The organism is Roseitalea porphyridii, assembly GCF_004331955.1.
In the GTDB taxonomy this organism is placed as follows: domain Bacteria; phylum Pseudomonadota; class Alphaproteobacteria; order Rhizobiales; family Rhizobiaceae; genus Roseitalea; species Roseitalea porphyridii.
In genome coordinates this window covers 2,062,111-2,087,098 of record NZ_CP036532.1, presented here as the reverse complement: position 1 = coordinate 2,087,098, position 24,988 = coordinate 2,062,111, and the positions used below count along the sequence as shown (strand labels likewise).

The 24,988-nt window shown below is 66.8% G+C and carries 30 protein-coding genes; 17 read left to right on the top strand and 13 right to left on the bottom strand.

Annotated features, from left to right (window positions below; genetic code table 11):
* The first annotated feature begins 1 nt into the window (after window position 1).
* From E0E05_RS10200 to E0E05_RS10190, 3 genes are read left to right on the top strand one after another with little or no spacing between them, the layout of a single operon-like run.
* The gene (locus E0E05_RS10200; RefSeq protein ID WP_244597678.1) at window positions 2–1,345 is read left to right on the top strand and encodes an amino acid ABC transporter permease; all 1,344 of its coding nucleotides are present in this window, start codon (window positions 2–4) and stop codon (window positions 1,343–1,345) included.
* Window positions 1,346–1,362: 17 nt separating this feature from the next.
* Window positions 1,363–2,163 (top strand): amino acid ABC transporter ATP-binding protein, encoded by an 801-nt coding sequence (locus E0E05_RS10195; RefSeq protein ID WP_131616612.1) that lies wholly within the window; start codon window positions 1,363–1,365, stop codon window positions 2,161–2,163.
* A gap of 22 nt (window positions 2,164–2,185) precedes the next feature.
* A complete protein-coding gene (locus tag E0E05_RS10190; RefSeq protein WP_131616611.1) occupies window positions 2,186–2,884 on the top strand; it encodes a DUF2459 domain-containing protein in 699 nt (232 codons plus the stop codon).
* Here E0E05_RS10190 and E0E05_RS10185 read toward each other — a convergent pair.
* On the bottom strand, window positions 2,872–4,053 hold the full coding sequence (locus E0E05_RS10185; protein WP_158629338.1) for an FAD-dependent monooxygenase: 1,182 nt from the start codon (window positions 4,051–4,053) through the stop codon (window positions 2,872–2,874). The genes E0E05_RS10190 and E0E05_RS10185 overlap by 13 nt on opposite strands.
* A gap of 16 nt (window positions 4,054–4,069) precedes the next feature.
* The gene (locus tag E0E05_RS10180; RefSeq protein WP_039722581.1) at window positions 4,070–4,321 is read right to left on the bottom strand and encodes a zinc-finger domain-containing protein; all 252 of its coding nucleotides are present in this window, start codon (window positions 4,319–4,321) and stop codon (window positions 4,070–4,072) included.
* Between the two features lie 152 nt (window positions 4,322–4,473).
* Between E0E05_RS10180 and E0E05_RS10175 the strand changes: the two genes are divergently transcribed.
* From E0E05_RS10175 to E0E05_RS10165, 3 genes are all read left to right on the top strand, one after another.
* Window positions 4,474–5,238 carry an alpha/beta fold hydrolase gene (locus tag E0E05_RS10175; protein WP_131616609.1) on the top strand — a complete coding sequence of 255 codons (765 nt, stop codon included), beginning with the start codon at window positions 4,474–4,476 and terminating at the stop codon, window positions 5,236–5,238.
* Between the two features lie 74 nt (window positions 5,239–5,312).
* Window positions 5,313–6,128 (top strand): serine O-acetyltransferase, encoded by an 816-nt coding sequence (gene cysE / locus E0E05_RS10170; protein ID WP_192900398.1) that lies wholly within the window; start codon window positions 5,313–5,315, stop codon window positions 6,126–6,128.
* 131 nt (window positions 6,129–6,259) lie between these two features.
* Window positions 6,260–6,472: a DUF3126 family protein gene (locus E0E05_RS10165; protein ID WP_039722791.1), complete on the top strand. Its 213-nt coding sequence runs from the start codon at window positions 6,260–6,262 to the stop codon at window positions 6,470–6,472.
* 6 nt (window positions 6,473–6,478) lie between these two features.
* Here the strand turns inward: E0E05_RS10165 and E0E05_RS10160 are convergent, their stop codons facing one another.
* On the bottom strand, window positions 6,479–7,246 hold the full coding sequence (locus tag E0E05_RS10160; RefSeq protein WP_131616607.1) for a hypothetical protein: 768 nt from the start codon (window positions 7,244–7,246) through the stop codon (window positions 6,479–6,481).
* Window positions 7,247–7,347: 101 nt separating this feature from the next.
* On the opposite strand from E0E05_RS10160, the gene E0E05_RS10155 reads away from it, so the two are divergent.
* The gene (locus tag E0E05_RS10155) at window positions 7,348–7,650 is read left to right on the top strand and encodes a DUF6949 family protein (protein WP_131616606.1); all 303 of its coding nucleotides are present in this window, start codon (window positions 7,348–7,350) and stop codon (window positions 7,648–7,650) included.
* 59 nt (window positions 7,651–7,709) lie between these two features.
* Window positions 7,710–8,240: a gamma carbonic anhydrase family protein gene (locus E0E05_RS10150; RefSeq protein WP_131616605.1), complete on the top strand. Its 531-nt coding sequence runs from the start codon at window positions 7,710–7,712 to the stop codon at window positions 8,238–8,240.
* A gap of 106 nt (window positions 8,241–8,346) precedes the next feature.
* Here the strand turns inward: E0E05_RS10150 and E0E05_RS10145 are convergent, their stop codons facing one another.
* From E0E05_RS10145 to E0E05_RS10135, 3 genes are all read right to left on the bottom strand, one after another.
* Window positions 8,347–9,009, bottom strand: a complete 663-nt coding sequence (locus tag E0E05_RS10145; protein ID WP_131616604.1) for a transglutaminase-like cysteine peptidase — start codon at window positions 9,007–9,009, stop codon at window positions 8,347–8,349.
* Between the two features lie 320 nt (window positions 9,010–9,329).
* Complete coding sequence (locus tag E0E05_RS10140) at window positions 9,330–9,938, bottom strand: PilZ domain-containing protein (RefSeq protein ID WP_131616603.1); 609 nt, start codon at window positions 9,936–9,938, stop codon at window positions 9,330–9,332.
* Between the two features lie 125 nt (window positions 9,939–10,063).
* Window positions 10,064–10,741 carry a PAS domain-containing protein gene (locus E0E05_RS10135; protein ID WP_158629337.1) on the bottom strand — a complete coding sequence of 226 codons (678 nt, stop codon included), beginning with the start codon at window positions 10,739–10,741 and terminating at the stop codon, window positions 10,064–10,066.
* A gap of 315 nt (window positions 10,742–11,056) precedes the next feature.
* Between E0E05_RS10135 and E0E05_RS10130 the strand changes: the two genes are divergently transcribed.
* Together E0E05_RS10130 and E0E05_RS10125 are read left to right on the top strand one after the other, a co-directional pair.
* Window positions 11,057–11,809, top strand: a complete 753-nt coding sequence (locus tag E0E05_RS10130; protein ID WP_158629336.1) for a rhomboid family intramembrane serine protease — start codon at window positions 11,057–11,059, stop codon at window positions 11,807–11,809.
* A gap of 74 nt (window positions 11,810–11,883) precedes the next feature.
* Window positions 11,884–12,318: a CBS domain-containing protein gene (locus tag E0E05_RS10125; RefSeq protein ID WP_131616600.1), complete on the top strand. Its 435-nt coding sequence runs from the start codon at window positions 11,884–11,886 to the stop codon at window positions 12,316–12,318.
* Between the two features lie 9 nt (window positions 12,319–12,327).
* On the opposite strand, the gene hisI is transcribed toward E0E05_RS10125, so the two are convergent.
* The gene (gene hisI / locus E0E05_RS10120) at window positions 12,328–12,798 is read right to left on the bottom strand and encodes a phosphoribosyl-AMP cyclohydrolase (protein ID WP_131616599.1); all 471 of its coding nucleotides are present in this window, start codon (window positions 12,796–12,798) and stop codon (window positions 12,328–12,330) included.
* A 43-nt stretch (window positions 12,799–12,841) separates the two neighbouring features.
* A complete protein-coding gene (folE, locus tag E0E05_RS10115) occupies window positions 12,842–13,447 on the bottom strand; it encodes a GTP cyclohydrolase I FolE (RefSeq protein WP_131616598.1) in 606 nt (201 codons plus the stop codon).
* A gap of 223 nt (window positions 13,448–13,670) precedes the next feature.
* Here folE and E0E05_RS10110 point away from each other — a divergent pair, with 223 nt between their 5' ends.
* The 4 genes from E0E05_RS10110 (at window position 13,671) to E0E05_RS10095 (ending at window position 16,444) form a co-directional block, all read left to right on the top strand.
* The gene (locus E0E05_RS10110) at window positions 13,671–14,111 is read left to right on the top strand and encodes an iron-sulfur cluster assembly scaffold protein (protein WP_131616597.1); all 441 of its coding nucleotides are present in this window, start codon (window positions 13,671–13,673) and stop codon (window positions 14,109–14,111) included.
* 1 nt (window position 14,112) lies between these two features.
* Window positions 14,113–14,442, top strand: a complete 330-nt coding sequence (gene yidD, locus E0E05_RS10105) for a membrane protein insertion efficiency factor YidD (protein ID WP_131616596.1) — start codon at window positions 14,113–14,115, stop codon at window positions 14,440–14,442.
* Between the two features lie 125 nt (window positions 14,443–14,567).
* Window positions 14,568–15,956, top strand: coding sequence for a magnesium transporter (mgtE, locus tag E0E05_RS10100; RefSeq protein WP_131616595.1), 1,389 nt, complete (start codon window positions 14,568–14,570; stop codon window positions 15,954–15,956).
* 101 nt (window positions 15,957–16,057) lie between these two features.
* Window positions 16,058–16,444 (top strand): MerR family transcriptional regulator, encoded by a 387-nt coding sequence (locus E0E05_RS10095; RefSeq protein ID WP_039722434.1) that lies wholly within the window; start codon window positions 16,058–16,060, stop codon window positions 16,442–16,444.
* Between the two features lie 15 nt (window positions 16,445–16,459).
* On the opposite strand, the gene E0E05_RS10090 is transcribed toward E0E05_RS10095, so the two are convergent.
* The 4 genes from E0E05_RS10090 to E0E05_RS10075 all read right to left on the bottom strand — a co-directional run bounded on the left by E0E05_RS10090 (window position 16,460) and on the right by E0E05_RS10075 (window position 20,127).
* Window positions 16,460–16,945: a methyltransferase family protein gene (locus tag E0E05_RS10090; RefSeq protein ID WP_131616594.1), complete on the bottom strand. Its 486-nt coding sequence runs from the start codon at window positions 16,943–16,945 to the stop codon at window positions 16,460–16,462.
* A complete protein-coding gene (locus E0E05_RS10085) occupies window positions 16,942–17,928 on the bottom strand; it encodes an acetyltransferase domain-containing protein (protein WP_131616593.1) in 987 nt (328 codons plus the stop codon). The genes E0E05_RS10090 and E0E05_RS10085 overlap by 4 nt, the downstream gene beginning before the upstream one ends.
* The gene (locus E0E05_RS10080) at window positions 17,925–18,884 is read right to left on the bottom strand and encodes a DMT family transporter (protein WP_244597676.1); all 960 of its coding nucleotides are present in this window, start codon (window positions 18,882–18,884) and stop codon (window positions 17,925–17,927) included. Before E0E05_RS10080 ends, E0E05_RS10085 begins: the two co-directional genes overlap by 4 nt.
* Before the next feature lie 103 nt (window positions 18,885–18,987).
* The gene (locus E0E05_RS10075; protein WP_131616592.1) at window positions 18,988–20,127 is read right to left on the bottom strand and encodes an NAD(P)/FAD-dependent oxidoreductase; all 1,140 of its coding nucleotides are present in this window, start codon (window positions 20,125–20,127) and stop codon (window positions 18,988–18,990) included.
* Between E0E05_RS10075 and mnmC2 the strand changes: the two genes are divergently transcribed.
* Window positions 20,103–20,828: a tRNA (5-methylaminomethyl-2-thiouridine)(34)-methyltransferase MnmC2 gene (gene mnmC2, locus E0E05_RS10070; protein ID WP_131616591.1), complete on the top strand. Its 726-nt coding sequence runs from the start codon at window positions 20,103–20,105 to the stop codon at window positions 20,826–20,828. The genes E0E05_RS10075 and mnmC2 overlap by 25 nt on opposite strands.
* Here mnmC2 and E0E05_RS10065 read toward each other — a convergent pair.
* Entirely contained in the window at window positions 20,825–21,655 is an 831-nt protein-coding gene (locus tag E0E05_RS10065; protein WP_131616590.1) for a methyltransferase domain-containing protein, read from the bottom strand. The two genes, mnmC2 and E0E05_RS10065, sit on opposite strands and share 4 nt — an antisense overlap.
* A gap of 127 nt (window positions 21,656–21,782) precedes the next feature.
* Here E0E05_RS10065 and E0E05_RS10060 point away from each other — a divergent pair, with 127 nt between their 5' ends.
* Complete coding sequence (locus E0E05_RS10060; protein ID WP_244597675.1) at window positions 21,783–22,790, top strand: hypothetical protein; 1,008 nt, start codon at window positions 21,783–21,785, stop codon at window positions 22,788–22,790.
* 185 nt (window positions 22,791–22,975) lie between these two features.
* The gene (locus E0E05_RS10055) at window positions 22,976–24,988 is read left to right on the top strand and encodes an acetyl-CoA carboxylase biotin carboxylase subunit (protein ID WP_131616589.1); all 2,013 of its coding nucleotides are present in this window, start codon (window positions 22,976–22,978) and stop codon (window positions 24,986–24,988) included.

Sequence of the window (24,988 nt, the reverse complement as noted above, 5' to 3'; positions counted from 1 at the left end):
CATGAGCGACGCAACGGCCAAGACCGACCTTCAGATCAGCTATGTGCGCGACCAGATGCTGCCCGAGCAGGCCGCCCCCGCGGTCAATCGCGGCCCGATCGGCTGGATGCGCGAGAAGCTGTTCCCGTCGATCCCGCAGACGATCCTCACGCTCGTCTGCATCTACGTCCTCTATCTGATCATCCCGCCGATCATCCAGTTCTTCCTGATCGACGCGGTCTGGTTCGGCGAGGACCGGGCCGCCTGCACCACCGAGGCGCAGGGCGGTGTCCAGCCGCCCGACTGGTTCGGCGCCTGCTGGGCCTATGTGGGCGACTACGCCAACCAGTTCATCTACGGCCGCTACCCCGATGAATCGCAGTGGCGGGTGAACATCGTCTGGCTGATGTTCTTCGGCGGGCTGGTGCCGCTGCTGATGCCGTCGGCGCCGTTCAAGCGCGAGAACATCGTCTTCATGGTGCTGGTCTTCCCGATCGCGACGCTGATCCTGCTGACCGGCGGCAATTTCGACGTGCGCGGCCTGTACCTGCCGCTCGCCCTGGTGACCGGTCTGGCGCTGCTCGTCGCCTACGGCTTCGCGCGCGGGTCGCAATCGGACCCGATGCCGGCGCTCAAGGCGACCGCGATCGTCTGCGCCAGCTTCTTCGTCGTCATCACGCTGATCGGCTTCGATTTCGGCCTCGAGCGGGTGCAGACCTCGGTCTGGGGCGGCCTGCTGGTGACGATGGTCATCGCGGTCACCGGCATTGCCGCCTCGCTGCCGATCGGCATCGCGCTGGCACTCGGGCGGCGCTCCGACATGCCGATCGTGCGCTTCTTCTGCGTCGTCTTCATCGAGTTCTGGCGCGGGGTGCCGCTGATCACCGTTCTGTTCATGTCCTCGGTGATGCTGCCGCTGTTCCTGCCCGAGGGGGTGACCTTCGACAAACTCCTGCGGGCGCTGATCGGCGTGGCGCTGTTCTCGTCGGCCTACATGGCCGAAGTGGTGCGCGGCGGGTTGCAGGCGCTGCCCAAGGGCCAGTACGAGGGCGCCATGGCGCTCGGCCTGAACTGGGGCCAGATGATGCGCATGATCATCCTGCCGCAGGCGCTCAAGCTGGTCATTCCGGGCATCGTCAACACGTTCATCGGCCTGTTCAAGGACACCACGCTGGTGCTGATCATCGGCCTGTTCGACTTTCTCGGCCAGATCCAGTCCTCCTATTCGGATCCGAGCTGGGCCTCGCCGGTGCAGTCGCTGACGGGCTATTTCTTCGCCTGTATCGTCTATTTCCTCTTCTGCTTCGGCATGTCGCGCTACTCCATGTACATGGAAGAACGGCTCGACACGTCGCAGCGCAACTGACCACCGGGAGCCGCCACATGAGCGAGAACGCCGTCAAGCCGGACGAAATCCAGGTCGACCGTTCCAGAATGCAGATCTCGGACACGGACGTCGCCGTCGAGATCATCGACATGCACAAATGGTTCGGCGACTTTCACGTCCTGCGCGACATCAACCTGAAGGTGATGCGCGGCGAAAGGATCGTCGTGTGCGGACCGTCGGGCTCGGGAAAGTCGACGCTGATCCGCTGCATCAACCGGCTGGAGGAACACCAGAAGGGCAAGATCGTCGTCGACGGGATCGAGCTGACCAACGACCTCAAGAAGATCGACGAAGTGCGCCGCGAGGTCGGCATGGTGTTCCAGCACTTCAACCTTTTCCCGCACCTGACGATCCTGGAGAACTGCACGCTGGCGCCGATCTGGGTGCGCAAGATGCCCAAGCGCGAAGCCGAGGAGCGCGCCATGCATTTCCTCGAGCGCGTCAAGATTCCCGAGCAGGCGAACAAATATCCCGGCCAGCTGTCGGGCGGTCAGCAGCAGCGCGTGGCGATCGCCCGCTCGTTGTGCATGAACCCGCGCATCATGCTGTTCGACGAGCCGACCTCGGCGCTCGATCCGGAGATGATCAAGGAAGTGCTCGACACGATGGTGGGCCTTGCCGAGGAAGGCATGACGATGTTGTGCGTGACGCACGAAATGGGCTTTGCACGGCAGGTCGCCAACCGCGTCATCTTCATGGACCAGGGCCAGATCGTCGAGCAGAACGAGCCCGAGCCGTTCTTCGAGAACCCGCAGCACGAGCGCACCAAGCTGTTCCTGAGCCAGATCCTGCACTGAGCGCGCGGCGCTTGCTCGGTCCATGCTGCGCCGGCTGATCGTCTGGCCGCTCGTCGTCGCGGTCGCGGTCATCGCCGCGCTCGGGCTCGGCGCGGTGCCGCTGCCCGCTTCATATCCGGGCGTGGGCGAGGGGAACGGGCCGAAACCGCACCGCATCTTCGTTCTCTCCAACGGCTTTCACGCCGGGATCGCGCTGCCGGCGCAAGCAGGCGGTGTCGGCGAGCGTGCGGCCGGCGTCATGGGCGAACTGGGCCTTGATCCGTCGAACCATCCGGTCGATCCCGCCGCCGTGCGGCACTGGCTGTTCGGCTGGGGTTCGGTGACCGCCTACACCAGCCTGCGGCAGGTGCGCGATCTGACGGCCGGCATCGCGGCGCGCGCGCTGGCGTTCGATGAGACGGTCATGCACGTGCAGCCGCTCGGTCCGCTTGATGGCGACGCGGAGGGGCTCTATGCGATCGATGTGTCCGAGGCCCAGCTCGACGCGCTGACCGCCGCGATCGGCCGGTCGTTCGCGCGCACAGACCCGATCCCCGAGATCACCCAGGGCTTCGGCGACCGGTTCTTTGCCGGCCGCGGCCGTTTCACGCCGATTGCGACCTGCAATTCATGGGTGGGCGCGCGCCTTCGCGAGGCAGGCATCGGCGTCGGCGCCTGGACGCCGGTGGCGCAGACGCTCGAATTCGGGCTTGCCCGCGTTGCGGACGCTCAGGCGCGGTAGCCGTAGAGCCAGTCGAGATCGGCCTTGAAGGCGCTCGCCGGTCGCGTCCGGAAGCTCAGATTGCGCGCGATGCGACCGATTCCGGCCTGGTGATAGGTGAAGCGGTTGAAGGCGGTGCGTTTGGCGACGCGGCGCACGCGGTCGGCCCGTTCGGCGTGGTAGCTGGCGAAGGCGGCGCGATGATCGGCGCCGAATTCGGTGATCGCCCGTGCGAGCACGTGCCCATCCTCGATCGCCATGGCCGCGCCCTGGGCCGCAAACGGTTCAAGGCCATGCGCGGCATCGCCGAGAAGGCAGATGCGGGCCGAATGCCATGCGCCATGGGGATCGACGGTATAGAGCGGCCAGGCTGTCCAGGCGGCGTTGTCGCCAAGGTCGCCATAGGGGGTTCGGGCGAGCTTTTCGAACAGGTTCTCGAGCGTTTCGAAGTCGACATGTTCGGACCAGGTCGCCCGCCCCACCTTGCCGCGAATGACCGCGACCAGATTGCGCGTGTCCGCATTGCGGACAGGATAGGTCACCAGATGCGCATGCGGCGCCATCCAGGCGATGACCGCGTTGGACTGGCTTTCCGGCGGCGCGGGAACGACCGCGCGCATGGCGATGCGGCCGGTCGGCTGGGGAGCGCCAGCGCCCGGCACCGCGTGGCGCAACATCGACCAGATGCCGTCGGCGCCGATTACCGCCGGCGCCTCCAGTTCCACTTTCTCGCCGCCGTGCGCGGCGGTCAGCGTGACCTTTGCGTCCTCCTCGCGTGCGTCGACGACGCGATGGCCGGTCAGCATCGTGATCGCCGGGTCGCGGCAGGCGGCGTCGTACAGAACGCCATGCAGCAACGCCCGGTGGGCCGTCAGGTAGATGTCGTCTGCGTGGCCTGCGCGATTGGCGTCAAGCGTCAGCACGATCCGGCCGGTGACCGCGTCGCCGAGGCAGATGCGGTCGGGCATCGACGCCTTGGCCCGGAGCGCGTCGAGAAGGCCGAGCCGGTCGAGCACGTGGCAGGCGTTGGGCGGCACCTGCAGGCCCGCACCGATCTCCGAAGGGGCTTCGAACGCCTCCACGATCGTGACGGCATGGCCATGGCGGGACAGGCTCAGCGCGGCGGTCAGACCGCCGATGCCGGCGCCCACGACGATGATCGGATGGTCGGGACCGGCCGGCGCGCCCATGGCGTTCAGGCCCGCCTCAGGCGGCGTCGGCGTGCGCGTCGAACACGCATCCGGCGGGTTCGGTCTCGCCGGCGGCGAGGTCGGGATTGTGAACGTAGAGCGTCGAGCAGTAGGGGCAGACGATCTCGTTCTCATCGCCCATGTCGAGGAAGACGTGCGGATGATCGTAGGGCGGGGTCGCGCCGACGCACATGAACTCTCTGACGCCGATCGCGATCCGGTCGTGTCCGGCATCGTTGTGGAAATGGGGCGTGGTGCCACCGGCCATGGTCCGTCTCCGGTTCGCGTTGCTCGGGTGCGGGCGCAGGCCGGCGAACGGCGCGCCCCTTTCGCTGCACTGCCGAACTTGGTAGCCAGTCGCGCGGCGAATTTCCACCCGTCTTTCGCTTAATCATCGCCGCAAGGGCACGAGGAGACCCGATGCCGCACTTTTCGCATGACGCGCTGCAGCTCGCCTATCTGGACGAGGGCCCGAGACAGGGCCCGCCGGTTCTGCTCGTGCACGGCTTTGCCTCGAACGGGCAGGTGAACTGGATCGGACCGGGCTGGGTGGATACGCTGACGAAGGCCGGATACCGGGCGATAGCGCTCGACAATCGGGGTCATGGCGACAGCGACAAGCCGCACGATCCGTCCGCCTACACGCCCGAGCGCATGGCGGGCGATGCCGTCGCGCTGCTCGATCATCTGGAGATCGGGCGCGCGCATCTGTTCGGTTATTCGATGGGCGCGCGCATCTGCGCGTTCGCCGCGCTCGGACATGGCGCGCGCGTACAGAGCCTGGTGTTCGGCGGGCTTGGCATCGGCATGGTCGAGGGCGTCGGCGAATGGGACGCCATCGCGGACGCGCTGCTCGCGCCCTCGATCGACGACGTCACCCATGAGCGCGGCCGCATGTTCCGCGCCTTCGCCGACCAGACCGGCAGCGACCGCATCGCGCTTGCCGCCTGCATCCAGTCCTCGCGCACCCTCCTGACGCCCGAGCAGATGGGCGAAATCGCCGCGCCGGCGCTGATCGGCGTCGGCACCAGGGACGACATCGCCGGTGCTCCCGGACCGCTCGCCGCGCTGATGCGCGACGCGCGCGCCTTCGACATCGAGCGGCGCGATCACATGCTCGCCGTCGGCGACCGCACCTTCAAGGCGGCTGTCCTCGACTTCCTGGCGGCGCAGCAGGGGCCTTGATCGGCGTCCCGGTGGTTCCAAATAGGGGCCAGTTCGGCTAGGCTGAGGCACGCTACTTCGGTTGGGAGACCATGATGGCTCAAGACACGACCCGCCGGCAGTCGCCTGCGCTGAACCCGGTCGATCCGATCTGGCACCGCATCCGGCAGGAGGCGGAGGCCGCCGTCGACACCGATCCGGCGATCGGCACGTTCTTTCACACCGGGGTGTTGAACCAGGCGGGCCTCGAACAGGCGATCGCGCACCGGGTCGCCGAGCGGCTCGACCATCCCGATGTTCCGGCTGAACTGATCCGCCAGGCGTTCGACGCGATGCTCGACGCCGATACGGGCTTCGCGGAGGCCGTGCGCATCGATCTTCAGGCGGTCTTCGACCGCGATCCGGCCTGCCACCGCCGGCTTGAGCCGCTGCTCTACTTCAAGGGCTTTCACGCCATCCAGACGCACCGGCTCGCCCACTGGCTGCATTCGAACGGTCGGCGCGACTTCGCGCTTTATCTGCAGAGCCGGTCTTCGTCCGAATTTCAGACCGACATCAATCCCGCCGCGAAGATCGGCAAGGGCATCTTCCTCGACCATGCAACCGGCCTCGTGGTCGGCGAGACCGCCGCGATCGGCGACGACGTGTCGATCCTGCATTCGGTGACGCTGGGCGGTACCGGCAAGGAAGGCAGCGACCGACATCCCAAGATCGGCTCGGGCGTGCTGATCGGTGCTGGCGCCAAGATCCTCGGCAACATCACCGTGGGCAACTGCTCCAAGGTGGCGGCCGGCTCGGTCGTGCTCGCCGACGTGCCGCCGTGCAAGACGGTGGCCGGCGTGCCCGCCAAGGTGGTCGGCGAAAGCGGCTGCGCCGAGCCCTCGCGCGCCATGGACCAGATGCTGTCCTGAGCTTCCCCGGCCGCAGGCCTTGCACCGGGATGTTCCCCGTGCCAGTTGGAGCCCGTCCGGTTCCGCGCCTGCGGCGCCGGATGGTCCCGCCTGAAATGTTCCATGCAATGCCGTCCCGGAGGAAAGCAGCCGTGAAAGCCAGCGAACTCGAACAGCTCACCGCCTATTTCCGTCGCACGTTCGGCAACCCCTCGCTCGCCGTCAAGGCGCGGCCCAAGCTGAGCGATTCGGCCGAACTCTATCTGGGCGAGGAGTTCCTGGGCGTCATTTCGCGGATCGAGGACGAAGGCGAGGTGTCGTACGATCTGTCCATGTCGATCCTGGACATAGATCTGGAAGGTTGAACGCCATCAGGGCGTTACGAGAAAACTCTCCAGCAACGAATCAAGCTCGGCGCTGAACTCGGCCCAGTCCGCCAGAAACGTGGCCGGAAACCGCACACGCACCTCCAGCGTCTCGCCGAAGAACAGGTCGGTCTCGCACGCCAGCAGCAGCGCCTCGCGGCCGGCGCCCGGCTCGTTGCAGCGCGCGATGAAGACCGGAAGTGCGCTCGTGGCGGAGGGGGCGTAGTAGAGCGTTTCGTCGACATAGCCGTGGGCCGGATCGAGCGCGACCGCCGTCAGGCCGTGCACCGAGCGCGGCGGCTTCGCCGGGTCGATCGCCTTCTGGTAGACCAGATCGAGCCGTCCGGCCATGTCGAGCAGCCATTGGCGACGGGCGATCGAGATCAGGACGGTCTGTACCGTTTCGGGACTGGTGTCCGAAAACGCGTCGGCCAGATCGGTGCGATAGCCGGACCGCTCCGGCCAGTGAACCTTCAGTTCCGCGCGGTTTGTGATGCCGGCGACGCGCTGGTCGGCATGCCGGAACATGTTCTCGGGCACGTCGAGCACGTCATTGCCGATGACGATCTGCAGCGGCTCGGCCGAAGTGCTCAGATTGGCCCTCAGAAGGCGCTCCCCGTAGAGATTGCCGGCCAGCACCATCAGGGCTGAGACCAGCGCAAGCGCACCCAGCGCCCAGAAGGCGCGCCATGCCAGGCCGGCGAGCCCGTCGCTGATCTGCGGGCCTTCGTCCGGTGCGCTGACCGGCGTGGTCGTCGACGGGGCGTGCGTCATTGTCAGACCGTGGTTGATGGCGATCGCGCCGCGGTGGCACGGGGCTTGCACCACTCGAACCGGACGGGGTTAATACCCGGTTAACGAGGGTGGGTCGTGTCATGTTGGTTGCGTGCGTCATAGTCGGCTTTGCGGTGTCGCTGAGCGTGTTTCACTTTCTGGAGGGCGCGATGCGCATGCAGCCGGCCTTCGACCGGTCGACGGTGACGCGGCTCGGGCCGGCCGCCGCCGCGCTGTTCTTCGCGCTGTGCGGGCCGGTTCTGGTGCTGCGCGAGGGCTTTGCGGCTCGCGCCGACGCGGCGCGCACGAGCTGGCCGATGACGACGATCGTGTTTGCCGCCCTTTGGGCAGGGCTCGTCGGCGTCGTCGCGGTCGAGACCGGCCGGCTGGCCGTCATCGCCTGATTGAAGCGGCCCGCGTTGTCTGCCAAAGGTGTGCGAAGCCAGCCTGGCAGGGGATCGCGATGACACTCTATTCACTTGACGACGCGGCGCCGGAGCTTGTCGGAGCCGGCCCGGCCTTCATCGCCGATGATGCGCACGTCATCGGCAGGGTCGACCTGCACGAGGACAGCAGCGTCTGGTTCGGCTGCGTTCTGCGCGGGGACAACGAACCGCTGACGATCGGCGCCCGCACGAACGTGCAGGAGCACACGGTCATGCATACCGATCCGGGCTTTCCGCTGACGATCGGCGCAGGCTGCACGATCGGCCATCGCGCCATGCTGCATGGCTGCACGATCGGCGACAATTCGCTGATCGGCATCGGCGCGATCGTGCTGAACGGGGCGCGGATCGGGGCGAACTGTCTTGTCGGCGCCGGGGCGCTCGTCACCGAGGGCAAGACGTTTCCCGACAACAGCCTGATCATCGGTGCGCCGGCGCGTGTCGCCCGCACGCTCGACGACGATGCGATCGCGGGCCTTCGCCTTTCGTCCGATCATTATGTCGAGAACGCGCGCCGGTTCGCGGCGCAACTCAAGCCGCTGCCCTGAGGCTGATCACAGGTTTCCCGAAAAGGTTGGGCCGGCCCTCTTGCGAGAGCCGGCCCTGGCCCGGTCTTGGGGACGGGTGGGTGGGGACTGACCGGGCGAACCGTCGTCAGCGCGCCGAAATGCGCGTCCGACTGTCGTTGATGTTTTCCCAGCGTCCGGCGTGGCGGGTGCTCTGACGCTTGAGATAGGTGTAGGGCGTGTCGCGCCAGTCGGCGATTTCGCCGACCAGATTGTCGAGAATGAAGTCGCCGCGATCGGTGCGCACCGTCAGGACGGCGTGCCCTTCGCCATTTGGCTGGCGCACCACGGTGATCAGCAGGTTGGAGGGGTGAAAGCCCATCTCCTTGAGGCGATGCCGCTTGGCGAGCACGAAGTCCTCGCAATCACCGACATCCTCGGGGAAGGACCAGAGTTCCTCGCGCCCCCAGATCTGCATGTCGGTGAGCGGCAGCACCGTGGTGTTGTAGTGGTTGTTGACCTCGATCATCGCCGCCCAGCTTGCGCGGTCCAGAGCGTGCGGCGCGGCCTCTGAAGTCGGCCGGCATTCGCCCGGCGTGCGCTGGCAGAACTCGTAGTGTCCGATCGGCTGGGTCGTGCGTCCGCCCGTCGGCATGGTGATCGCCTGAGCGGCCAGCGTGGTGCCGAGCAGTACGGCGCCGGCGAGGGCCGCAGCCGTCGGCACGCCGATCGAAGCGGCCTGGCGCCGGGCTCCGGGCTTGGTCGTGAAAGAACAGGCGCGTCCCCGCGCATGATTGATTGTATTTGTCATGTGTCCGTCTCCCTGATGCGAACAACATGACAGACACAAATCTACACCACGCGAACTTTCGCGTGTATATTTTACTTATACTTGGATAAAGCTCGAATAGAATAAGAATAGAATAGGACTAAAATGCGCGGCGCATTTGTTCGGGATTCTGGCTGACCGTGCAACGGATGATTTACCGTCGCATCCGCTGCGCTATCCGGGGGGAACGACGGATCGGAGAGGGAGGGATTTCCGCGCGAACGTATCCCGCAGGCGCCCGAACGAAAAATCCGCCCCGGAGGGCGGATGTCACGTCGTAAAGAGCGGCAGCCGGCTGTCCGTCAGCCGAGATACTGGGAAAGCGATTCGGGGCGCTGGACGAAGGCGAACTCGACGGCGATGCCTTCGTCGAAATGCCGCACGACCGAGCCGCGCATGCCGCCAAGGCTGACGAGCGTGCCGATGGCGGGCCGCACCGAGATCGAAACGGCGGCGCCCGACAGGGACAGGTCGACGATGCGGCAACGATATTGCCGGCCATCGGAAAGGGTCAGGATCGACGAGGCGTTCTTGGGGATGACGCGCTCGTGGCGGCGGTCCTCGGGCAGGTCGAGCTCATGCTTGTTGGCGAGCCAGACGAGCTGGGCGGCCAGCTTCTCGCGCTTGCGCGGCGAGGTGTTCAGATCGACCGCGAACCCGCCGTCGAAGGTGCGTACGACATGGCCTTCGACGCGGCCGATATGGTCGATATAGGCGATGATCCGTTCGCCTTCGCGCGCCTGTGCGTCCGAATAGAGCGTCACCGTCGCCGGTGACATGTCGAGAATCTGGCAGGAATGCTCGGAGCGGTCCTGCAACATGAAGCGACCATGCAGGTTCACCTTGACGCGCTGGAAGGCGCGCCGGTTGGGGCCGTTTCCTGTCTGGTCTGCAACAGCGGCGCTGAGCATCGTGATCTCTCTTCGGGAAGCGTCGTGCTGCGAAGACCTTAGGGGTCGAACGGTTAACAAGGGGTAAGAATCCGGCCCGCAAGATGGTGCAGGTCGGCCCCTTCGCCGACCTGCGGACGCGGCCCTCAGACGGGGTCCGACGAGCGCCGTCCCGCACCGACGATGCGCAGATGCGGCCGCCCGTCATGGTCGTGCGCGCGCCGCCGGTCCCGCTGGGCGTTTCCTTCGATCACGCGCAGCAGGCGGCGGGCCTGCGGCCGCTCAGCAAGCCGCGCCTGCGGCATGGCGATGGCCGGGCGTCCCGGCATGCCGAACAGGGACCGGTCCGCGTCCATGACGCGCAGCCCGGTCAGCCGGGCCGGTCCGAGCGGGTGGGCGCCGTGCCAGAAGGCGGGACGGTAGGCGTGGATGGCACCGAGGATGCGTCCCGGCTCGTCGCTGAGCGGCAGCAGCACGAGTTCGAGGTCGGACGCACGGCCGCCCTCGGCGGTGGCGTGCAGGTCGAGCACGGCGACGGCCGATTCGGCTGCGACCGCCGCGACGAGCCGGGCAATCAGCGCGCGATCGTCCCGGTCGAACAGGGCCGCGAACGGCTCGCCGGTCATTTCGCGGCCGAACACCGAGCCCAGCCACGTGCCGGCGAGGCGAAAGCGTGCCGTCTGTCCGCCGGCATCGAGAATGAAGACATTGGCCAGCGACCGGCCAAGCGCGGCCGGTGCGATCTCGTTGCGCGCTGGCGCCGGGCGTCGGTCGCGCAGATCGTTCCAGTAGTCGAAGACCAGCCTTGTTCCCTTTTGACGCATCGTATCACTTTCACCCTTGGGCGACGGGATCTGTGCCATCGCGGCACGGATCGCGGCATCGCGTTCGCCATGGCGTCGACGATGCAAGGGGCGGGCCAGCGCCGGACCGGCGGCGTTAACCCTGTCGGCGGACATTGCTTGTGGCTGGGCCGTTAATCTGGCATTTACCAAGTCGAAACGGGAGCGGCTCCGCCGCAGCACTCAGACTTTCCGGTTACGGGGTGGGCAGGGGACTCACCGGGCCATCCAGGGAAACCTGGATGGCCTCTTTTTTTGCGCTGTCGGATATCTATGTGCGCAGCCAAGGGAACTGCGATGGACCAGCCGAACACCGACAGCGATCCGCCCGCTTCCGGGGCACTGCAACCGCCCGAAGGCGATGATCGGCGCCGTCCGGCACCACCGGTCAACCTGCACGGCGCGATCATTGCGCTGGTGGCCGTGTGCGTCGGCGTCCATCTGGCGCGGACGCTCGTCTTCGACGGCGCCCTCGACCGCTGGCTTATCATCAACTTCGCCTTTTTTCCGGTCCGCTACGCGCCGGGCTTCTTCCAGCTCGACCTGCCGACGCTGCTTGCACCGGTCACGCACACCTTCCTGCATGGCGACTGGATGCACCTGGCATTCAACATGATCTGGCTCGTCGCCTTCGGCGCGCCGGTCGCCTGGCGGCTGGGATGGGTGCGCACGCTGGCGCTGTGGGTGATCGCCGCGATCGGTGCGGTGGCGCTGCACACCGCGCTCTATTTCGGCGACTGGGTACCGCTTCTGGGCGCGTCCGGCGCCGTCTCCGGCTTTCTGGGGGCGGCCGCGCGGTTCGGCTTCCGGGCCGACAGGCGCCATCCGCGGCGCGGTTTCGCAGGTCCGCTGCTCGGCCCCTTGGCCTCGCTCGGACAGCCCGGTGTGCTGCCGTTCATCCTGATCTGGATGGCGATCAATCTCGCCACGGGCGCGAACTGGTTCGGCCTTGCAGGCGGCGCCTCGATCGCATGGGAGGCGCATATCGGCGGGCTCGTCACCGGCTTCTTCGCGATCGGCTGGCTCGACAGGCGCGCGCCGAGCGCGTGAGCGGCGCAAGGCTTGTCAACGCCGGCCCGATGTCCGATGCTCCTTTTCTTTGATCGGCGGGAGGAGGTCGTGCCATGTCGGTTGCCCGTATTCTGGAGGAGAAGGGGCCGGACGTTTTCACCGTTTCGGAGAATGGCAACATTCATGACGCGGTCAGGGCGCTCGGCGAGCACAGGGTCGGCGCGATGGTCGTCGTCGACGACGACCACCGCATCAAGGGAATCCTTTCCGAACGCGACATCGTCGGCGCGATCGCCAAGCGCGGCGCAAGCGTGCTGAGCGAGCCGGTTTCGGCGCTGATGACCCGCAACGTCGTCACCTGCACGGAGGACATGCCGATCAACCGGCTGATGGAACTGATGACGAAGGGACGGTTCCGCCACCTTCCGGTGGAGCGGGACGGAAAACTGGCGGGGATCATCTCGATCGGCGACGTGGTCAAGCGGCGCATCGCCGAGGTCGAGCAGGAGGCGGCGGAAATCCGCCACTACATTACCTCGTCGGCCTGACCGGCGCGATCAGTCCTTGCCGTAGATCTTGTCGGGGTCGAAGCGCGGCGTGTCGGCGGTGTCGAATTCGAGCGCCAGCGCGCCGTCCCCGTTGCGCACGACACGCCGGTAAAAGCAGCTCTTGCGGCCGGTATGGCAGGCCGCGCCGTGTCCTTCGGTCCTGACGGAAACCACCAGCACATCCTGGTCGCAATCGGTGCGCATCTCGGCGATGTGCTGCAGGTTGCCCGAGCTTTCGCCCTTTTTCCACAATTGGCCGCGTGACCGAGACCAATAGTGGGCGATGCCGGTTTCGAGCGACAGCGATAGCGCCTCGGCGTTCATATGCGCGACCATCAGCACCGTGCCGTCATCGGCGTCGGCGACGACCGTGGTGATCAGGCCGTCGGCGGAGAAACGCGGCCGAAACCGGCCGCCTTCCTCCATTTCGCCCTTTCCGGGCACCGGCGGGTCGAACTGTTCGCGCAGGGATTTGGTCATCGCGCCGATCTATGCCGGACCGGCGCGCCGATCAAGCGGCCGTTCAGCGCTGGCGGACGAGGTCGGTGAACCGGCTCTGCCAGGCCTGATCCTCGAAACTGCCGGTGAAGCGGGTGGTGATCGTGGTCGAGCCGTTCTTGCGCACGCCGCGCATCGCCATGCACATGTGCTCGGCCTCCAGCATGACGGCGACGCCGCGCGGGGCAAGCGCATCGTCGATCGCGGTGGCGATCTGGGCGGTCATCGTCTCCTGCGTCTGCAGGCGGCGGGCGAAGATGTCGACGACGCGCACGATCTTTGAAAGGCCGAGCACCCGGTCGTGCGGCAGGTAGGCGACGTGCGCCTTGCCGATGATCGGCACCATGTGATGCTCGCAATGGGAGTGGAAGTCGATGTCCCGGACCAGCACGATATCGTCGTAGCCGGCCACCTCCTCGAAGGTGCGGCCCAGAATGTCGGCGGGGTCGTTTTCGTAGCCGCCGAACATCTCCTCATAGGCCTTGACCACGCGCGAGGGGGTCTCCCTGAGACCCTCGCGCGCCGGATCGTCGCCGATCCACTTGAGCAATGTCAGGACGGCCGCTTCGGCTTCTTCGCGGCTGGGGCGCTCGTCGGCTGGGTTGGCGGTGGCGGGCGCGATGGCGTCCATAGCTCGTCTCCTTGTTTGGGCAGCGGTCTTGTTACGCACGGAACTTCTGGCGGACCACTTGCTTGCCCATGTTTCCCGGATCTGCGCCGACGCGGGTGAACTGCTCCTCGCGAGCCTGCCACCGCGCACTTGCCTGCGCCGTTTCATGGTTCCTATATAATCGCGGTGCCGTTGAAAACCAGTTCGATGGTGGGGCACGAAAGCGCAGGGCAGGCAGGATGCGATGATCGACGAGATCTACAACGCGAAAATCCTCGAACTGGCGGGCAATCCGCCGGTCGCGACGCGTCTGGAAACGCCCGATGCGACCGCGAAGGCGCACTCGAAGCTGTGCGGCTCGACGGTGATCGTCGATCTGGCGATGGATGACGGTAGGGTCGCCGCCTTCGGTCAGGACGTAAAGGCGTGCGCGCTCGGCCAGGCCTCCTCGGCGGTGATGGCCCGCGAGATCGTCGGAACCGACGCGGATGCGCTGCGCGCCCTGCGCAAGACGATGATAGCGATGCTGAAAGAGGGCGGCCCGGCGCCCACGGGCCGGTTCGCGGATCTGGCCTGGCTTCAGCCGGTCAAGGACTATCCCGCCCGGCATGCCTCGACGTTGCTGGTGTTCGACGCGGTCTTCGATGCGCTCGACCAGATCGAGGCCCGGGCGAGCGCGGCCTGACATGTGCGCCCATCCCACCGAAGCGAAGGCGCCCGCGTCGCGCAACTGGCAGGGGCCTTGGCCGAAGACGCCCGGCCGGCTTGCGGGGACCGGCCTGATCCGGCTCTATCAGCTCACGCTTTCGGGCTTCATCGGCAACACGTGCCGGCATCTGCCGACCTGCTCGGAATATGGCTACGAGGCGATCGCCCGCCATGGCCTTGTGACCGGCACGATCCTGACCGCCAAGCGCGTCGGCCGGTGCGGCCCGTTCGGCACGTCGGGCATCGACAACGTGCCCGAAACGATCGCCGGTCCGCTTGCCGCCCTGCGCCATCGCGCGCACCGGTGACGAAATCGGGCTGGCACGACGCGGCCGTCATTTCTATTTGCGTGTCGAGCGGCTAGACCTCGGCGGGGCGGGGCGTGCGGCGTCCGGCACCTGACCGAACGATCAGTCAAAAGGGGTGGGCCGACTTGGCCAGTCAAGAGCAGACGACCGATCCGGACATCTACGCCGAAAGCGGCGTCATCCGGCCCGATTTTCTCGATCAGGTGAGCGCCGCCGTCTCGGCCGGCGACACGGACCAGCTCGCCGAACTGACCGAGCCGCTGCACGAATCGGAGATGGGCGACCTGATCGCCGCGCTCGAGCCTTCCGAGCGACAGGAACTGGTGGCGCTGCTGGGCGACCGGTTCGACTATTCGGCGCTGACCCATATCGACGACGCGATCCGGCTCGAGATCATCACGGTCCTGCCGAACGAGCAGATCGCGCTCGCGCTGCAGGAACTGGACAGCGACGATGCGGTCTACATCCTGGAAGACATGGACGAGGGCGAGCAGGCCGACATCCTCGGCCGCATTCCGTTCACCGAGCGGATCAGGCTCAGGCGCTCGCTGGATTATCCCGAGGACAGCGCCGGCCGGCGCATGCAGGCGGACTTCGTCGCCGTGCCGCCCTACTGGAACGTCGGCCAGACGATCGACTATCTGCGCGACAATGCCGATCTGCCCGAGCGTTTCAGCCAAATCTTCGTGATCGATCCGACGTTCCGGCTGGTCGGCGCGGTCGATCTCGACCGCATCCTGCGCGAGCAGCGCGAGGTGCGCATCGAGGACATCATGCGCGAGACGCGCCATGCCGTGCCCGCCGAGATGGACCAAGAGGAGGCCGCCCAGATCTTCGAGCGCTACGACCTTCTGTCGGCCGCCGTGATCGACGAGAACGAGCGGCTGGTGGGCGTTCTGACCATCGACGACGTGGTCGACGTGATCCAGGAAGAGGCCGAGGAGGACATTCTGGCGCTCGGCGGTGTCGGCGACGAGGAACTGTCGGACTCGGTGATCGAGACGACCCGCTCCCGCTTCACCTGGCTGATGATCAATCTGGGCACGGCCGTGCTCGCGTCCTTCGTCATCGGCCTGTTCGACGCGACGATCCAGGAAATGGTGGCGCTTGCGGTCCTGATGCCGATCGTCGCCTCGATGGGCGGCAATGCGGGCACCCAGACGATGACCGTGACCGTCCGGGCGCTGGCGACCCGTGAACTCGACATCTACAATGCCGGCCGGATCATCCGACGCGAGACGCTGGTCGGCCTGCTGAACGGCGTGCTGTTCGCCGTCGTCATCGGCATCGTCGCGACGCTGTGGTTCTGGACGCCGGGGCTGGGCGTGGTCATCGCCATCGCGATGGTCGTCAACATGGTCTGCGCGGCGCTGGCCGGCATCTTCGTGCCGCTGATTCTCGACCGGATGAAGGTCGATCCGGCGGTCGCGTCGAGCGTCTTCGTGACCACGGTCACCGATGTTGTTGGCTTTTTTGCCTTTTTGGGGCTGGCGGCGGTCTGGTTCGGCATCTGAGCGGCCGAAATGGCGCCCTTGCGAAATTGACTTTTACGTAAGAGTTTCTAGACTGTCGGCTTCTCAACAGGAGCCGGATCGCGCCTGCGGCCGGGGAGCGGATGCGCGAATTCTACACGATCACCGAACTGACGCGGGAGTTCGGCGTCTCGACGCGAACCCTGCGGTTCTACGAGGATGAGGGGCTGATCGCGCCGGTCCGCCGGGGACGGACCAGGCTCTTCCGCCCCGGTGATCGTCATCTGATCAAGCAGATCATGCGCGGCAAGCGGCTGGGATTTTCGATCGCCGAGATTCGCGAGATCATCCAGATGTACAAGGAACCGCCCGGGGAGGCGGGCCAGATGCGCACGATCATCGCCCGGGTCGAGGAACGTCGCGCTGAACTTCGCCAGAAGCGCAAGGACATCGAGGAAACGCTCGCCGAACTGGACCAGGTCGAGGAGAATTGCCTGAACCGGCTCGCCGAACTGCGCGTTGCGTCCTAGCCGGCGGTCGCCGGATCATATCCAGCGGTTCACCTTCTTCTTGTAGTCGCGATAGGTCTTGCCGAAGCGGGCCTCCAGATGCGCCTCTTCGCGCTCGATCGCCAGCTTCTGCGTCGCAAGGCCGTCGACCGGCGCAAGCAGCAGCAGCCACGCATTTCCGGCGAACAGGCCGATGCCCGCGATCAGCATGACATTGGCGACATAGATCGGGTTGCGGCTGAAGCGGAAGATGCCGCGCGTGACCAGATGATCGGAGCGCTGGTGTGGTAGGATCGTGGTCTTCGCGGCGGCCATCGTGCGCATTGCGGTGACGTCGATGATCAGGGCGAGGATGATCAGAAACAGACCGAGCCCGGTCAGCAGATCGCCCCACATGCCGGCGGGCCATCCCAGCGGGACGAACCGGCCGAGCGCGAAGCCGAGCGCGATGAAGCCGACCAGCAGGATGGGCGGCCAGGGGATCGTGTTCGGACGGTCTTCGGGATGGCTGCGATCGCTCATTGGCTTTGTTCGTTGGCGTTGATGCCGGCCTCGAACGCACATTGGGCGATGATCGCCGATGTCTCAAGGTCGGTCTGGGCGAGCGAGGGATCGGACTCCAGGAGCGTCAGCTTGTCGGCCGCCGCCAGTTCGGCTTCGGCGCAGGTGCAGTAGGCGATGCAGCGTTCGACGCCGAACTGCGGCGCGCAGGCGCGGTTGCAGGCGCTCGAGAAATCTCGGGCGGCGGGGAAGGCCTGCGCATAGGCGAGCACCAGGCCGAACAGGATCGGCTGGTGCAACAGATAGAAGGTCAGGCTCCAGCGGCCGAACAATGCGAGCAGACGGCTGACGGAGCTTTTCGCGGTCCAGCCACCGGGCGTGAGCACACCCGGCGGGGTCCGGGCGATGAAGACGAGCCTGCCGACGCCCATGCCGGCGAGCACCGCAGCAAACCAGGGCAGCACCGGCACGAAATCGTTGGTCTGCGGCTGGATCGACGACAGGCCGGTCCAGTAGGTCGCCATCGTCGCAAAATGCGGCGTCTGCAGCAGCGGCGTGACCGCGAAGGTGGCGGCCGCCAGCACAAGCAACCCCCACCAGGGCAGCCGCAGGAAGGCCAGCCCGGCGATCGAGGCGAAGGCGATGTGGTGCAGGATACCGAAGAAGACGAAGCTCTGCGGCGTGGCGAAGAAGGTGACGACCGAGATCAGCAGGGCGGCGGCGGCGATCTTGACCCAGCGGCGGGCGAAGGCGCGCCAGCGGATGCCGTTGGCGTGGGCCAGAACGAGCCCCACGCCGACCAGAAACAGGAACGACGAGGCGATCGAACGCGCATAGAGCTTGAGAACGCCGGTGGTCGAACTGCCCGGCGGCAGATAGCCGAAATAGTCGAGATCCCAGGAAAAGTGATAGGTCGCCATCGCGACCAGCGCGACGCCGCGGGCAACGTCCAGCGCGTCGATCCGCTTGCCGGCGGCGCGGCTTTCGGAGAGCCCGATCCTCATCGCGCCGGCCCGCTTGGGGGCGCGGCGGCGCCGCTGCCGCGCCGGGCGAAATAGAGCCCGGCGAGAATGAGCGCGAGCGCGATGATCACCTTGAGCTGAAGCGCTTCGCCCAGGATGACGAAGCCGAGCAGAACGCCGAACGGCGGGATCATGTAGATCGAAAGGGCGAAGGTGGAAAAGCCGATCGCGCGGATGAGCTGGTAACGCATCACATAGGCAAGGCCGGTCGGAAACGCGCCCAGATAGATCAGCGCCCACAGCGCGGACGCGCCGGGCAGCGCGTCCGGGACGCCATCGACGATCAGCGCCGCGGCGATGAGGATGGCGGCGCTGATGCACAGGGTCAGGAAGGCAAGCCGCGTCGGCGGCATCGGAATGCGCCGCACGATCAGCCCCGATGTCGCATAGCACAGCGAGCCGGCGAGCGTGGCAAGCTGGGCGAGCACGTAGGTGCTGCCGAACTGGCCGAGCGCGCCACCACCGACCAGCACGAACACGCCGGAAAAACCGAGCGCGACCGCGATCAGCTTGAGTGCGTTGATCTTGTCGTCATGGGTGAAGAAGTGGCTGCCGATCAGCGCCATGAACGGGCCGGTGCCCATCAGAAGCGCCATCATGCCCGCATCGATCGTCAGCCCGGCCCAGGAGATCAGAAAGAACGGCACGACCACGTTGAAAAGGGCCATCAGGATGACGAGGGCCCAGATCCGCAGTGTCTGCGGCAGCACGAGCCCGCGCCAGAGCGCATAGGGGGCGAGCACGAGCGCACCGATGGCGACGCGGCTGGCGGCAAGCCAGAGCGGCCCGGTCTCGGGCACGGCCACCTTGATGGCGATGAAGGCCGAAGCCCAGATCATCGCCACCGTCACCAGCGCGGTGATGTCGAGCGGGCCGGCCTTGCGGATCGTTTCGGTCTCGGCGCCGGTGCTGGCGCCCGGCATGGCCGGCTGGCTCATCTGCGCATCCTTTCGCGCCGCATCCGGTGACACAGCCGCGCGGGGCTTGCAAGGCCGATAGCGGGACCGGTGGCGTGGCGCGTCCGGCGCGAAATGCGGCGGCTCATCCGGTCGGTGCGAGCCGGTGCTCCGGCCGGAAGATGGCGGGGAGCGAAGGCGCGTCGCCCAACCCGAAACCGACCGCCGCGTCGGCCATCAGGTGCGCGATGGCGAAGGTGATCTTGAAGCCGCCGGTCGCAACGATCGTGTTCGCGTAGCCGGGCAGGGGGCCGATCAGCGGTTCGCGACCAGCCGCGCGCGGGCGCACGCCGGCCCAGCGCTCGACGATCCCGGCACCGGCCAGCGCCGGACAGAGGTCTCGTGCGGTGTCGAGCAGCGCGTCCAGCTTCCGGTCGGTCGTGTCGGGCGCGTCGAACCCGTCCTCCGAGGTGGAGCCTACGGCGACCAGCCCGCTCTCGTGGGCGATGACGTAGGTGCCCTTGTCGTAGAGGATCGGCCGGTCGGGATCGAGCGGGTTCCGCGGCCGGAGGAGGGCACCCTGGCCCTTCACGCCGCGGCCTATCCGGGCCGGATCGTCCGGATCGATCAGCGGGAATGCGCCGGTTCCGGCGGCGATGATCGTCGCGCCTGGCGTGATCGCGCGGCCGTCCGACAGGGCAAGCGATCCGTCGCGTGCGACACCGCTTACTGCGGTGGTTTCCGCGATGGTGACATGCCCATCGCCGTCGAGCACGGTGCGCAGCGCGGCGACGAGGCCGCGCGGGTCGAGGCGCGCCGACAGCGTGTCGTGATTGACCCCGTGCGGCATGCTCGTGTCGGCAAGCCAGCCGGGCGCGGGGTTGGCGTCGTCGACCCGCCACCCCAGCCCGTCCGGCCAGTGTGTCTTGGCGCCGTCGGCCCATTGCGCGCTCTGCCGGCGCTTTTCGGGGTGGGCGATGGGCATCAGCCGGCCGACCCGGTGATAGCCGCAGGAAAGCCCGGTTGCCGCTTCCAGGTCGGCGATGCGGTCGGGGAGCGACAGCAGTCCGTCGAGCTGGAACTGTTTCTTCTCGTTCCAGCCCACCGGCTGGTGCGGCATCAGCGCGCCGAGCATGCCCCCGCTTGCGCCCGCGCCGATTGTGCGCTTTTCGATGAGCGTGACGCGCGCGCCGCGCCGTGCCGCGGCAAGAGCGCACCACAGCCCGACGATGCCGCCGCCGATGACGGCGATGTCGGGCGATGACGGAGCGGGAGAAACGGACATTGGGTGACGGGCTCGACCGGGACGAACTGAGCTGGACGGACGGCGATATGCCGTTTTCGGCGCGCTTTGGCGATCATTTTTACGCCCGAGAGGATGGCCGCGCCGAAACGGCTCACATCTTCATCGGCCATAACGGGCTGCCGGACCGCTGGTCCGAGGGCGGCGACTTCACCATCGCCGAACTGGGCTTCGGCACGGGGCTGAACGCCCTTGAGACCTGGCGCCAATGGATCGCGGCGCGGCGGCCGGGCGCGCGTCTCCACTTCCATTCGTTCGAGGCGTTTCCCATGCAGGCGGCCGAATTGCGCAAGGCGATCGGCCGTTGGCCGGATCTGCTGCCGCTGTGCGATCGCCTGCTTGCGCATTGGCCCGCCCTGTCGACGGCGTCGACGCCGTGGCCGCTCGACGAGCAGACGACCCTGACGGTCCATGTCGGCGACGCGCCAGACCGTGTCACGGCGTGGGAGGGTATCGCCGATGCCTGGTATCTCGACGGCTTCGCGCCGGCGCGCAATCCGGACATGTGGTCGGCCGAACTCATGGACGCGGTCTTCGCGCGCACCGCGCCGGGCGGCAGCTTTGCGACCTATACCGCGGCCGGCTGGGTGCGGCGCAACCTGCGGAACGCCGGCTTCATCGTCCAAAAGCATCCCGGCTTTGCCGGCAAGCGCGAGATGATGGCCGGCTACCGGCCCAGCTAACCGGTCGCCGCGATCACCAGAAAGCCGGGGATCGGCGCGCCTTCCTCGTGACGCACGGTGATCGGCTGGCAAAGCTCGATCTCGGCGAACCCGGCGCGGGCGCACATCGCTTCCAGATAGGTGGCCGAATGGGCGAACCGCTGGTGCGGCGTTACCGACCAGTCTGCATTGGCGCTGGCCAGTTGGGGCAGGGTCTCGGCCGAGACGACGAGGCGGCACTTCGCGGTGGCGTTTGCCGCGATTCCGTCGAACAGGGCTTCGAGCGGGCCGAAATAGGGCAGCACGTCTGTGGCGACGATCAGGTCGAAGGGCGCGTGCGCCCGATCGGCGCTTTTTGCCCATTCTTCAAGGAAATGGACCGCTTCGTTGATGTAGAGTTCGTCATAGGCGGCGCGCTCGTCGGCCTTCTCGACCATCTGTTCGGAGATGTCGACGCCGGTCGCGTGGGCGCAGATGTCTTCGAGCATCATCCCCGAGAGCCCCGTGCCGCATCCAAGATCGAGGAGCCGGTCATAGGGCCCCGGTCGATGCGCCTTGAGCCATTCGGACGCCTGCATCGGCACCGCATAGCCAAGTTCCTCGGTCAGGATGTGGTCGAACCGGTCGGCGACCTGGTCGAACAGCGTCGCCATATATGCATCGCCGGCGCGATCGGGCGGCGGGCCCAGTCCCATCGAGGCGAGCCGCATCGCCGCGCCGCACGGATCGGACGGCGCGAGTTCGAGGCATCGCCGATAGAGCGCCGCCGCCTCGTCCCGTCGCCCCGCCTTTTCGTGCGCGAGCGCCCCATTGTAGGCCTCGGCCAGCGCGTCAGCCGAATCGCTCATCGCAATGAGCCTTCCATGATGTTGATCGCAAGCTTGGCTTAACCACGTCGCTTAGCCGAAATTCAAGCCGGTGCGGCTAGGCTGACCCCGGGATTTTGACCGGCGCAGTGCGTCCGGAGAACGGGGTATGACGATGGGCGAACTGGTATTGCGCGGGCCCGTGGCCGAGATCGTGTCGAAGGGTGCGGTGACCGCCGAGGACGTGCTGGCGCTGCGGCGGGGTGTCTTCAGGGATGGCGTCGTAAGCCGGACGGAAGCCGATGCGCTGTTCGCCGTCGACAATTCGTGCCGTGAACGCGCGCCGGAGTGGGACGTCTTCTTCATCGAGGCGATCGGCGACTATCTGGTCGGCCAGGAGCCGCCGGTCGGCTATGTCTCCGAGGACAATGCGCGATGGCTGGTCGATGCGATCTCGCGCGACGGCGTCGTGTGCTCGCGCACCGAACTCGAGCTTCTCATGCGGGTGATGGAAAAGGCCCAGTCCATGCCCGCGTGGCTGAGCGCCTTCGCGCTGCAGCAGGTCGCCCATGTTGTCACGGACGGCGACGGCCCGCTGGCGCGCGGCCGGCAGGCCAGGCCCGGTGTCGTGACTGTGGACGATGTCGCGATGCTGCGGCGTATCCTCTATGCATTCGGCGGTGACGGGCAGGCCGGGATTACCCGCGAGGAAGCCGAGGTGCTGTTCGACATCAACGACCGCACCGTCGAGGCCGAGAACGATCCGGCCTGGTCGGACCTGTTCGTCAAGGCGATCGGCTTTTCGCTAATGGCGGCGACACGCCATGTCGCCGTCGATCGTGACGTTGCCCTGCGGCGGCAGGAGTGGCTCGACGACACGAGCGTCGATGTTGCCGGCTTCTTCAGCCGCGTCGTCGCCGGTGGCCTGCGCGGCTACATCGATGCGGTGAAGACGAAGACCGGCGTCGAGAACGCCTATCGCGAGAAGAACGAGCGATTTGCCGCCGCCAATGCAGCCGCGGAAACGATCTGCGAGAACGAGGCGGACTGGATCGCCGCGCGTATCGGTCGCGACGGCGTGCTGCACGAGAACGAGAAGGCGCTCCTGCGTTTCATCAAGGCGGAGTCGCCTGACGTTCATCCGAGCCTTGTGCCGCTGATCGACCGGGTCGCCTGACCTTCACGCCGCCCGGCCCAACGATCCTTCACGCGCCCGCCGCTCGCCATCGGCGGGCGTCGTTCGTTCCGGGGCTGCTGGCGCGGACGGCCCATGACCGCTAAGACCAATCGGTGATTGCCCGGTCCGGCGTTTTCCGTATCAAGGTCCGGCTGACCAGAACAAGAGCGGGACAAAGGCGGGGCATGTTCGACAAGATCCTGATTGCCAATCGCGGCGAGATCGCCTGCCGGATCATCAAGACGGCCAAACGCCTGGGGATCGCGACCGTCGCGGTGCATTCGGATGCCGATGTGGACGCGCTGCATGTCGAGATGGCGGACGAAGCGGTGCGGATCGGCCCGCCCGCGGCCTCGGAAAGCTATCTGGTGATCGATGCGATCATCGAGGCGGCCCGGCAGACCGGCGCGCAGGCGGTTCATCCCGGCTACGGGTTTCTTTCCGAACGGGCTGCCTTCTGTCAGGCGCTGGAAGCGGAAGGCATCGTCTTCATCGGTCCCAAGCCGCGTGCCATCGAGGCGATGGGCGACAAGATCACGTCCAAGAAGATCGCGGCCGAGGCGGGCGTCTCCACCGTACCGGGCCATATGGGCCTGATCGCCGACGCTGACGAAGCCGCCACCATCGCCGGCCAGATCGGCTTTCCGGTGATGATCAAGGCCTCGGCCGGCGGCGGCGGCAAGGGCATGCGCATCGCCTGGAACGAGGCGGAGGCGCGCGACGGGTTCGAACGCTCGAAGTCCGAAGCCGCCTCCAGCTTCGGCGACGACCGCATCTTCATCGAGAAGTTCGTCGAGCAGCCGCGGCACATCGAGATCCAGGTGCTCGCCGACGCACATGGCAACTGCATCCATCTGGGCGAGCGCGAATGCTCGATCCAGCGTCGCAACCAGAAGGTGATCGAGGAGGCGCCATCACCGTTCCTTGACGAGGAAACCCGCGCGGCGATGGGCGAGCAGGCCGTCGCGCTGGCAAGGGCGGTCGACTATCAGAGCGCCGGCACGGTCGAGTTCATCGTCGACAAGGACCGAAATTTCTACTTCCTCGAAATGAACACAAGACTGCAGGTCGAGCATCCGGTGACCGAACTCGTCACCGGCCTCGATCTGGTCGAGCAGATGATCCGTGTGGCGGCCGGAGAGAAGCTGGCCTTCCGGCAGGAGGACATCGAGCTCGATGGCTGGGCGATCGAAAGCCGCGTCTATGCCGAGGATCCGGTGCGCGGCTTCCTGCCCTCGATCGGCCGGCTGACGCGCTATCGGCCGCCGGCGGAACTGCGCAAGGACGATCTGGCCGTGCGCAACGACACCGGCGTGTTCGCGGGCGCCGAGATTTCCATGTTCTACGATCCGATGATCGCCAAGCTGTGCATCTGGGCGCCGACGCGCGCGGCGGCCATCGATGCGATGGGTGACGCGCTCGACGCTTTCGTGATCGACGGCATCGCCCACAACATCCCCTTCCTGTCCTCGCTGATGGCGCATCCGCGATGGCGCGACGGGCGCCTGACGACCAATTTCATCGCCGAGGAGTATCCGGACGGTTTCGCATCGGCCGAGCCGAACGAGGAGGCGCGGCAGACGCTGGCGGCCATCGCGCTGTCGGTCGAACTGATCCGCAAGGACAGGCTCGACCGCCACGCCGGGCGGATCGCGCCGCATTCGGGCCGGCTGGGCGAAGACTGGGTCGTCAAGCTCGGCGGCGACTATTTCGACATGCGCGTGGCCGAGCCGCGTCCGGGCGAGCGCTGGTCGATGTCGGTGACGCTGGAGGAGGGCCAACCGGTCTTCGTCGAAACCGGTTTCAGGCTCGGCGACGTGCTGTGGACCGGCACCGTCGACGGGCAGGCCGTGGTCGCGCAGATCAGGCCGGAGACGAACGGCGTTCGCATCGACTGGCGCGGTCATCAGGTCATCGCCCATGTCATGCAGCCGCATGTGGCGCGCCTCGAGGGGCTGATGCCGGAAAAGGCCGTCGCCGATACGTCCAGGCAGCTTCTCTGCCCGATGCCCGGGCTGGTGGTTTCGCTGGCCGTCGAGGTCGGACAGACCGTGCAGGCCGGCCAGACGCTCGCGGTCATCGAGGCGATGAAGATGGAGAACGTCCTGCGCGCCGAGCGCGACGGCACGATCTCTGTCATCCACGCCGAGGTCGGCGACAGCCTCGCGGTGGACGCGGTGATCCTGGAGTTCGAGTAG

Excerpts from the sequence above, each read along its gene's own strand:
- E0E05_RS10085 (WP_131616593.1), bottom strand. The coding sequence starts at position 17,928 with ATGAGGATCGGGCTCTCCGAAAGCCGCGCCGCCGGCAAGCGGATCGAC.
- E0E05_RS10180 (WP_039722581.1), bottom strand. The coding sequence starts at position 4,321 with ATGGCCGGTGGCACCACGCCCCATTTCCACAACGATGCCGGACACGAC.
- hisI (WP_131616599.1), bottom strand. The coding sequence starts at position 12,798 with ATGACCAAATCCCTGCGCGAACAGTTCGACCCGCCGGTGCCCGGAAAG.
- E0E05_RS10060 (WP_244597675.1), top strand. The coding sequence starts at position 21,783 with ATGACGATGGGCGAACTGGTATTGCGCGGGCCCGTGGCCGAGATCGTG.
- E0E05_RS10130 (WP_158629336.1), top strand. The coding sequence starts at position 11,057 with ATGGACCAGCCGAACACCGACAGCGATCCGCCCGCTTCCGGGGCACTG.
- E0E05_RS10155 (WP_131616606.1), top strand. The coding sequence starts at position 7,348 with ATGTTGGTTGCGTGCGTCATAGTCGGCTTTGCGGTGTCGCTGAGCGTG.
- folE (WP_131616598.1), bottom strand. The coding sequence starts at position 13,447 with ATGGACGCCATCGCGCCCGCCACCGCCAACCCAGCCGACGAGCGCCCC.
- E0E05_RS10145 (WP_131616604.1), bottom strand. The coding sequence starts at position 9,009 with ATGACAAATACAATCAATCATGCGCGGGGACGCGCCTGTTCTTTCACG.
- E0E05_RS10135 (WP_158629337.1), bottom strand. The coding sequence starts at position 10,741 with ATGCGTCAAAAGGGAACAAGGCTGGTCTTCGACTACTGGAACGATCTG.
- E0E05_RS10065 (WP_131616590.1), bottom strand. The coding sequence starts at position 21,655 with ATGAGCGATTCGGCTGACGCGCTGGCCGAGGCCTACAATGGGGCGCTC.
- E0E05_RS10190 (WP_131616611.1), top strand. The coding sequence starts at position 2,186 with ATGCTGCGCCGGCTGATCGTCTGGCCGCTCGTCGTCGCGGTCGCGGTC.
- E0E05_RS10200 (WP_244597678.1), top strand. The coding sequence starts at position 2 with ATGAGCGACGCAACGGCCAAGACCGACCTTCAGATCAGCTATGTGCGC.
- E0E05_RS10110 (WP_131616597.1), top strand. The coding sequence starts at position 13,671 with ATGATCGACGAGATCTACAACGCGAAAATCCTCGAACTGGCGGGCAAT.
- E0E05_RS10175 (WP_131616609.1), top strand. The coding sequence starts at position 4,474 with ATGCCGCACTTTTCGCATGACGCGCTGCAGCTCGCCTATCTGGACGAG.
- E0E05_RS10090 (WP_131616594.1), bottom strand. The coding sequence starts at position 16,945 with ATGAGCGATCGCAGCCATCCCGAAGACCGTCCGAACACGATCCCCTGG.
- E0E05_RS10195 (WP_131616612.1), top strand. The coding sequence starts at position 1,363 with ATGAGCGAGAACGCCGTCAAGCCGGACGAAATCCAGGTCGACCGTTCC.
- E0E05_RS10150 (WP_131616605.1), top strand. The coding sequence starts at position 7,710 with ATGACACTCTATTCACTTGACGACGCGGCGCCGGAGCTTGTCGGAGCC.
- yidD (WP_131616596.1), top strand. The coding sequence starts at position 14,113 with ATGTGCGCCCATCCCACCGAAGCGAAGGCGCCCGCGTCGCGCAACTGG.
- E0E05_RS10160 (WP_131616607.1), bottom strand. The coding sequence starts at position 7,246 with ATGACGCACGCCCCGTCGACGACCACGCCGGTCAGCGCACCGGACGAA.
- E0E05_RS10080 (WP_244597676.1), bottom strand. The coding sequence starts at position 18,884 with ATGAGCCAGCCGGCCATGCCGGGCGCCAGCACCGGCGCCGAGACCGAA.
- E0E05_RS10125 (WP_131616600.1), top strand. The coding sequence starts at position 11,884 with ATGTCGGTTGCCCGTATTCTGGAGGAGAAGGGGCCGGACGTTTTCACC.
- E0E05_RS10075 (WP_131616592.1), bottom strand. The coding sequence starts at position 20,127 with ATGTCCGTTTCTCCCGCTCCGTCATCGCCCGACATCGCCGTCATCGGC.
- E0E05_RS10140 (WP_131616603.1), bottom strand. The coding sequence starts at position 9,938 with ATGCTCAGCGCCGCTGTTGCAGACCAGACAGGAAACGGCCCCAACCGG.
- E0E05_RS10185 (WP_158629338.1), bottom strand. The coding sequence starts at position 4,053 with ATGGGCGCGCCGGCCGGTCCCGACCATCCGATCATCGTCGTGGGCGCC.
- E0E05_RS10095 (WP_039722434.1), top strand. The coding sequence starts at position 16,058 with ATGCGCGAATTCTACACGATCACCGAACTGACGCGGGAGTTCGGCGTC.
- E0E05_RS10055 (WP_131616589.1), top strand. The coding sequence starts at position 22,976 with ATGTTCGACAAGATCCTGATTGCCAATCGCGGCGAGATCGCCTGCCGG.
- mnmC2 (WP_131616591.1), top strand. The coding sequence starts at position 20,103 with ATGACGGAGCGGGAGAAACGGACATTGGGTGACGGGCTCGACCGGGAC.
- cysE (WP_192900398.1), top strand. The coding sequence starts at position 5,313 with ATGGCTCAAGACACGACCCGCCGGCAGTCGCCTGCGCTGAACCCGGTC.